Origin of the sequence: Thermanaeromonas sp. (genome assembly GCF_021890735.1) — a bacterium.
In the GTDB taxonomy this organism is placed as follows: domain Bacteria; phylum Bacillota; class DSM-521; order Neomoorellales; family Neomoorellaceae; genus Thermanaeromonas.
This window is the reverse complement of the sequence record NZ_JAKKUR010000100.1, coordinates 1-5,428: the sequence shown is the minus strand read 5'-3', so window position 1 is coordinate 5,428 and position 5,428 is coordinate 1. Positions and strand designations below refer to the sequence as shown.

Genomic DNA, 5,428 nt, shown 5'->3' with positions numbered 1-5,428 from the left:
AGGAAGAGGTATTAAATACTGTCAAGCAAGCTATGGATAACACGCAGGCCTACTTTTTGGTTGATACCCTAGAGTATTTGCACCGGGGAGGGCGTATCGGGAAAGCCCAGGCCTTTTTAGGTAGCCTCCTTAATGTGAAACCCATATGCATGTTAAAAGAAGGAATTATCTACCCTTACGAGAAAGTCCGGGGCAAGGTGAAGGCTATGGACCGGCTAGTAGAGATCATTGCGGAAAAATTTCCACCGGGCTTACCCTTATGGTGCGTCCTCGCCCATGGGGATGATTGGGAAGGGGTTGAACGGCTAAAAGAGAGGCTGCTGGAGAGGGTTAGCGTAAAGGAACTTATCGTAGGGGAGATAGGGCCGGTTGTAGGTACCCATGCGGGACCGGGCTTACTGGGGATTATAGTTTATCCTGAAATCGGGGTGTAACTTCAAATGGGAGGCCGGGAACGAGATGTACGTGTAGTGCTTTCGCCTTTGGAGCTTAAGGTAGCCCTCCTGGCCAGGGCAGGACTTAAACGGTGGGAAATAGCCCGGGTCTTAAATATCAAAGAAGGCACGGTAAAATCCCAACTGGAACGCATTACCGCCAAGCTGCAGCCCGGGTGGAAGAAAAGTAGTTTTTGGCTCTGGCCTGAAGTCTCTGGTGAGCTGGAAGAAGCAGTAAACGAGCTACGAGACCTCCATTGCCAGAAAGACAACGAGATTTTGTCAGAATATACTTTGGTACGCAAAGCCGTAGAAGGGGATTTGCCAGGGTCTGAGGCCGCTGTCTTATATTTGCTCGGTTATCCCTCTTTCAAAGGGCGCAAGTTTATTGGTGTGGCACGCTCCCTACAGTGGAAACTCATCCAGCTTGGTGACAAAGGGGAGGTCCTTGCCCTAAGTGCCGGAGCCCGTTTTTGGCTGAAGCCTGCTTTAGAGGTGCTTACGGAAAATAGGCACCTTAAATTCTTGCACAGCGATAAGACAAGCTACTATCGACCTTCCTGGTTACCGTATTTGGTTTCAGGCCGTGCGAGGGGCACACGGGGAGCTTATTACAGGATTACTGGTAATAGGGAATACGTCCAAGGGTTTTTGTTAAAGTGGTCGCATACTGAATTAGAACGTTATGTAAAGAATTTACACAGCATAATGGCTAAAAGATGGCAAGCTCTAAGCCGGATGGCTTGCTTGGCCGGCAGGCAGCCTCCCCACCCTCTTCCTACAACGGAAATGCTTTGGCGTGAAGCGCGCTCGTTCCTCTTTCCGGAGGAGGAAACTTGCAGAGGGTTATAGAAGAAGGGAGAGTATGATAAAATGAAAGCATGAAGAACAACTTTTTTAGGATGATAATTAATATGCCTTGTTGGGTTAAAATTGCCTGCCCCCGCCGTAAGGGTTTTCTAGCCCATATCATTTCCGTAGGTGTTATACTCAGTTTTTTAACCTTGTGTTTGTTTTTCCCGGTAGCAGCTCGTTCTGCTGAAACAGCCTCCTTTTCTTCTTCCATATATGTATTGCGGGTAGAGGGCCCCATAGTACCGGTCACGGCGGACTATATCCAGAAGGGCCTTAAAAAAGCTTATGAAGATAACGCCTGCCTTTTAATCCTTGAACTCAGCACCCCCGGAGGATTGTACAGCAGTACTCAAAAGATAGTAGAAAATATTCTAAATGCTCGCTTGCCGGTGGTAGTGCATGTCTGCCCTGCTGGGGCTTGGGCGGGGTCGGCAGGGACTTTCATTACCATAGCTGCCCACGTAGCCGCCATGGCTCCGGGAAGCCGGATAGGAGCTGCCCATCCAGTGGCGGTAGGTAGCGAAGGTGAAATGCCCGAGACGCATAAACAAAAGATAACCCAGGATGCCGCGGCCTGGGTGCGGAGTATTGCCGAGTATCGGGGGAGGGACCCTAAGGAAGCGGAGCTGGCCGTCCTGGAGAGTAAGTCCTTTACTGATTCTGAAGCTCTAAAGGCCAGGCTTATCGACCTGCGCGCTAATACCCGGGAAGAACTTTTACAGCAATTGGAGGGCAGGAAGGTCAGGCTAGTAACTGGCCAAGAAGTAAACCTTGAGCTGGCGGATAAGCCGGTTCGCTTCTTACCCATGACTTCGGTTCAGCGCTTGCTGCTGGCTATAAGTGATCCTAACATAGCTTACATTCTGATGACTCTGGGGACCCTAGGACTGCTTATGGAGCTATATCATCCGGGAGCTGTCTTTCCGGGAGTCGTAGGTGGAATAAGCCTTCTTTTAGGCTTGTATGCTCTAGGAACACTGGAGGCAAGGTTTAGCGGTCTCTTGTTACTCCTACTTGGTCTAGCCCTTATGGCGGCGGAAGTTTTTGTAGTGAGCCACGGTCTTTTGCTGGGTGGAGGGCTTATTTCATTTATATTGGGTTCCATCCTGCTTTTTAATGAAAGTTTTTTGCGCTGGCGTTTGAACCTAGCTCTCGTAGCCGTTACATCGGTTATTTTGGCGGGGTTCCTTAGTCTCCTTCTGGGAGCAGCTATAAAAGCCCAAAAGCGCAAGGTAGCCACAGGTAAAGAAAGCCTAATAGGGGCTCAAGGGGTAGCCCTTACGGAGTTAAGGCCGGAGGGTATTGTACTTGTAGAGGGTGAGCGCTGGAAAGCAGAAAGTCCGGAAGAGGTTAGCCCCGGTGAAAGGGTGATTGTTACCGGGATAGAGGGATTAAAACTTAAAGTTAGGAAGCAGTTACAAAATAATGGGGGAACATAATGTAAAAAAGGAGGTTCATCTGAGGTTATGGAAACCCTGGTTTTTTTAATAGTTTTAGCGACCGCCTTTATTAGCCTGGTTTCTTCTTCCATCCGCGTGGTACAAGAGTATGAAAGGGGAGTTATCTTCCGCCTGGGCCGCTATGTCGGCGTGCGGGGACCGGGCCTTTTCTTCCTCATACCCTTTATAGAGCGCATGCAAAAGGTAGACCTGAGGGTGGTAACCATGGAAGTGCCCACCCAGGAAGCTATTACCAAGGATAACGTGACGGTTAAAGTTAATGCAGTAGTGTACTTCCGGGTAGTAGAGCCCGCCAGTGCGGTTATTAAAGTTATGGACCATATCCGGGCGACTTCTCAGTTGGCCCAGACTACCTTGCGTAGCGTCTTAGGACAGTCGGACCTAGATGAACTCCTGGCGCACAGGGAACAGATAAACCAGCGGTTGCAGCGGATCATTGATGAGGGCACTGAACCTTGGGGGGTAAAGGTGAGTTTAGTGGAAATAAGGGATGTAGAGCTTCCTCAGAGTATGCAGCGGGCTATGGCCGCCCAGGCCGAAGCAGAAAGGGAGCGGCGGGCTAAAATAATACACGCTGACGGCGAATTTCAGGCGGCTGAAAAACTGGCTGAAGCTGCGCGTATTATCTCCTCGCAGCCAGCCTCCTTACAGTTGCGCTACCTGCAAACTTTAACCGAGATCGCTACTGATAAAAGCAGCATATTGGTCTTCCCGGTACCTGTAGAGCTTTTTAAACAGTTCGCCAAGGCGTGGGAACAGGGTCAAAATCAAAATTAGAAGGGCCTAAAGGAGCTTACGGAGGCGGAGGCTTTCTTGCTGAGGAAGCGCTATGTCCATGTACAGCGCCTGCGCGAAATTGCCAACACCCTAGCCAGGTACGGTTTTGGGTATTTTGTTGACCAGCTGGGGTTTAGCACTTTGCTTAGCAAGGTGGCCAGGGTGGATAAACTTAAGCTTTCACCGGGGCAAAGGCTTAGGTTGGCCCTGGAGGAGCTGGGTCCTACCTTCATTAAGCTCGGACAGTTTTTAAGCACCCGGCCGGATATACTGCCCAAGGAGATAATTGGCGAACTGTCTCGCCTCCAAGATGAGGTTTCTCCCGTCAGTAGCGACGATATATATGCCATTCTAGCGCAAGAGCTAGGACAGGATTGGGAAAAAATTTTTGTTAGTTTTGATCCCAAGCCTTTGGCGGCAGCTTCCATTGGCCAAGTTCACTTAGCTACTCTTCCGGGAGGCCAGCGGGTGATAGTTAAAGTCCGCCGCCCGGGGGTGGAAAAAGTAATCGAGGTTGATTTGGAAATCCTTCACTATATCGCCCGCGTGGCCCAGCGCCATACTGTTTACGGGCAAATTTACGATTTTGTATCCATAGCCGAGGAGTTTAGCCGGGCGTTAAAACAAGAGCTGGATTATACTTTGGAGGGGCGGAATGCCGACAGACTGCGCCGGGTACTAGCCGGTGAGACCGAGGTGTATATCCCCCGGGTCTATTGGGAATACACTACCAGCCGTGTCCTCACCATGGAATTCGTGGAGGGCATAAAGCTCAATAACTTGGAAGAGCTTGAGCAAAAGGGGTACGATCTTAAACGTATTGCTAGGTATCTAGTAAAAGCCTTTTACCGCCAGATTTTAGTAGGAGGATTTTTCCATGGGGACCCCCATCCTGGGAACTTAGCCGTATTACCCGGGGAGAAAATAGTTTTTATGGATTTTGGTCTCATGGGGAGCTTATCCGAAGAACACAGAAAGGAAGCTATTCGGCTGGTATTGGGCTTGGTCAGGCGTCGCAGCCAGGAAGTAATCCAGGCCATGCTCAATCTGGGTGTTGTTCCTCAGGACCTTGATTTTAACGCTTTACGCCAGGAAATAGATAGGTTGCGGGAGCGGTATTTAGATGTACCTTTAAAAAATATTAAGTTAGGTCAAGCTGTAAATGATCTTTTGGAAGTGGCTTTCCGTTTCCGTATCCAGATGCCAGCAGAATTTTCCCTTTTAGGCAAAACCCTCCTTTCTTTAGAGAGCTTAGTGACCCAACTGGATCCTGAAATTAGCTTAGTGGAGGTGGCAGCTCCTTATATAAAGGAGCTTATTCGTAACAGGTACCGGCCGCGGGAAGTTTGGCGACAACTAGAAGAAAATTTCTGGAATTATATAGACTTAGCCCATGAACTTCCCCAACAGGTAAAGGGCGCTTTGTTAAAGCTTAACCGTGGAGATCTTACCTTGAAACTCGAACATCGAGAGCTCAGGGTATTTTTCCGACACCTGGAAGGAGCAGTCAATAAATTGAGCTTAAGCCTTATATTTTTAGCCTTTAGCATCCTGATGGCTGGCTTGATCATCAGTGCCGGGTTAGGCGCTATACCCTTAACAGGAAGTAGATTGTTTTTCCGGCTACCGGTGCTGGAGATAGGTATGGTTATTGCGTCGGTGGTTTTTATCTGGCTTTTAATTACCATCTTAAAGGGAGGCCGCTTCTAAAGAAGGTGTATGAAGAGGAACAACTGTAAGCTTGGATGCGACGGTTAAAAAGAGGGGATAACTCAAGGCCGCGGCTACTTGACAAAAGGTGATCGACCACCTAAAATAGAAAGTGCGACGAGCGGAAGTAGCTCAGCGGTAGAGCATCGCCTTGCCAAGGCGGGGGTCGCGGGTTCAAATCCCGTCTTCCGC

Annotated in this window: 5 protein-coding genes and 1 tRNA gene; all 6 read left to right on the top strand. The window is 49.3% G+C overall.

The window, feature by feature from the left end; genetic code table 11:
• A partial coding sequence (locus L5656_RS10375) for a DegV family protein (protein WP_297202672.1) occupies positions 1-434 on the top strand: 434 nt, incomplete at its 5' end.
• Positions 435-440: 6 nt separating this feature from the next.
• Entirely contained in the window at positions 441-1,286 is an 846-nt protein-coding gene (locus L5656_RS10370; RefSeq protein WP_297202670.1) for a response regulator transcription factor, read from the top strand.
• A 62-nt stretch (positions 1,287-1,348) separates the two neighbouring features.
• Positions 1,349-2,728 carry an NfeD family protein gene (locus tag L5656_RS10365; protein WP_297202668.1) on the top strand — a complete coding sequence of 460 codons (1,380 nt, stop codon included), beginning with the start codon at positions 1,349-1,351 and terminating at the stop codon, positions 2,726-2,728.
• A 27-nt stretch (positions 2,729-2,755) separates the two neighbouring features.
• The gene (locus tag L5656_RS10360; RefSeq protein ID WP_297202666.1) at positions 2,756-3,526 is read left to right on the top strand and encodes a slipin family protein; all 771 of its coding nucleotides are present in this window, start codon (positions 2,756-2,758) and stop codon (positions 3,524-3,526) included.
• A 36-nt stretch (positions 3,527-3,562) separates the two neighbouring features.
• The gene (locus L5656_RS10355; RefSeq protein ID WP_297202663.1) at positions 3,563-5,236 is read left to right on the top strand and encodes an ABC1 kinase family protein; all 1,674 of its coding nucleotides are present in this window, start codon (positions 3,563-3,565) and stop codon (positions 5,234-5,236) included.
• Positions 5,237-5,357: 121 nt separating this feature from the next.
• Positions 5,358-5,428: transfer RNA gene (locus tag L5656_RS10350), tRNA-Gly, on the top strand.

Bases quoted from the DNA above. Each gene is read 5' to 3' on its own strand.
- L5656_RS10370 (WP_297202670.1), top strand. From the start codon at position 441: ATGGGAGGCCGGGAACGAGATGTACGTGTAGTGCTTTCGCCTTTGGAG.
- L5656_RS10365 (WP_297202668.1), top strand. From the start codon at position 1,349: ATGCCTTGTTGGGTTAAAATTGCCTGCCCCCGCCGTAAGGGTTTTCTA.
- L5656_RS10360 (WP_297202666.1), top strand. From the start codon at position 2,756: ATGGAAACCCTGGTTTTTTTAATAGTTTTAGCGACCGCCTTTATTAGC.